Here is a 1,518-nt window from a genome sequence, read left to right as displayed (position 1 = left end):
GGGCGAGGCCGCCGGCGCGCTCACCCGCACCGGCACGGTCGCGGGCGCACCGGGGTTCATGTCGCCCGAGCAGCTGACCGGCAAGCGGGTCGGAACGGCGAGCGACGTCTTCGCACTGGGCGCGGTACTCACCCGGACAGTCACCGAGCCTGGCTGGCTCCACGACCCGCACGGCCACGAACGTACTGGTCAGGTCCGATTCCCCTAGCACTCGATGATGTTCACGGCGAGCCCGCCCCGCGCCGTCTCCTTGTACTTGACGCTCATGTCGGCGCCGGTGTCCTTCATGGTCTTGATGACCTTGTCGAGGGAGACGTGGTGGCGACCGTCGCCGCGTAGGGCCATCCTGGCCGCCGTGACGGCTTTCACGGCGGCCATGCCGTTGCGTTCGATGCAGGGGATCTGGACGAGGCCGCCGACGGGGTCGCAGGTGAGGCCGAGGTTGTGTTCCATGCCGATCTCGGCGGCGTTCTCGACCTGTTCGGGGGAGCCGCCGAGGACTTCGGCGAGGGCTCCGGCGGCCATGGAGCAGGCGGAGCCGACTTCTCCCTGGCAGCCGACCTCGGCGCCGGAGATGGAGGCGTTCTCCTTGAAGAGCATGCCGATGGCGCCGGCGGCCAGCATGAACCGCACGACTCCGTCCTCGTCCGCGCCCGGGACGAAGTTGACGTAGTAGTGCAGGACGGCGGGGATGATGCCGGCCGCGCCGTTCGTGGGGGCCGTCACGACCCGGCCGCCGGCCGCGTTCTCCTCGTTCACCGCCATCGCGTAGAGCGTGATCCACTCCATGGAGCGGGCCAACGCGTCGCCCTCCGCCCGTAGTTGACGGGCCGACATGGACGCGCGGCGGCGTACGCGCAGACCGCCGGGCAGGATGCCCTCGCGGGACATACCGCGGGAGACACACGCCTGCATCACGCGCCAGATGTCGAGGAGACCGGAACGGATCTCGTCCTCGCTGCGCCAGGCCCGCTCGTTCTCCAGCATCAGCGCGGAGATCGACAGACCCGTCTCCTTCGCCACGCGGAGCAGCTCGTCACCCGTGCGGAAGGGGTACTTGAGGGGCGTGTCGTCGAGTTTGATGCGGTCCGCGCCGACCGCGTCCTCGTCGACGACGAAGCCGCCGCCGACGGAGTAGTACGTCTTCGACAACAGCTCGGTGCCCGCCGCGTCGTAGGCCCAGACGGTCATGCCGTTGGCGTGGTACGGCAGCGTCTTGCGGCGGTGCAGGACCAGGTCCTTGTCGAAGGAGAAGGGGATCTCGTGGTCGTCCAGGAGGCGGATGCGGCCCGCCTCTTTGATCGCCTCCACCCGCTCGTCGGCCGACTCGACGTCCACCGTGCGCGGTGAGGCGCCTTCCAGGCCCAGGAGCACGGCCTTGGGGGTGCCGTGGCCATGACCGGTGGCGCCCAGCGAGCCGTACAGCTCGACGCGCACCGAGGCCACGCCCGCGAGCAGCTCCTCGTTGCGCAGCCGTCGGGCGAACATGCGGGCGGCGCGCATCGGGCCGACCGTGTG

Annotated in this window: 1 protein-coding gene and 1 pseudogene; one reads left to right on the top strand and one right to left on the bottom strand. The window is 70.2% G+C overall.

The genetic code is table 11. The annotated features are described in order from the left end of the window. Positions 1-208: pseudogene (locus AWZ10_RS06785) on the top strand (hypothetical protein); the annotation flags it as partial. Here AWZ10_RS06785 and AWZ10_RS06780 read toward each other — a convergent pair. Continuing rightward, a partial coding sequence (locus AWZ10_RS06780) for an L-serine ammonia-lyase (RefSeq protein ID WP_060890660.1) occupies positions 205-1,518 on the bottom strand: 1,314 nt, incomplete at its 5' end. The pseudogene AWZ10_RS06785 and the gene AWZ10_RS06780 overlap by 4 nt on opposite strands.

Source organism: Streptomyces europaeiscabiei, assembly GCF_001550375.1.
In the GTDB taxonomy this organism is placed as follows: Bacteria; Actinomycetota; Actinomycetes; order Streptomycetales; family Streptomycetaceae; genus Streptomyces; species Streptomyces europaeiscabiei.
Note: the sequence above shows the minus strand (reverse complement) of the source record. Positions and strands in the feature narration are given on the sequence as shown.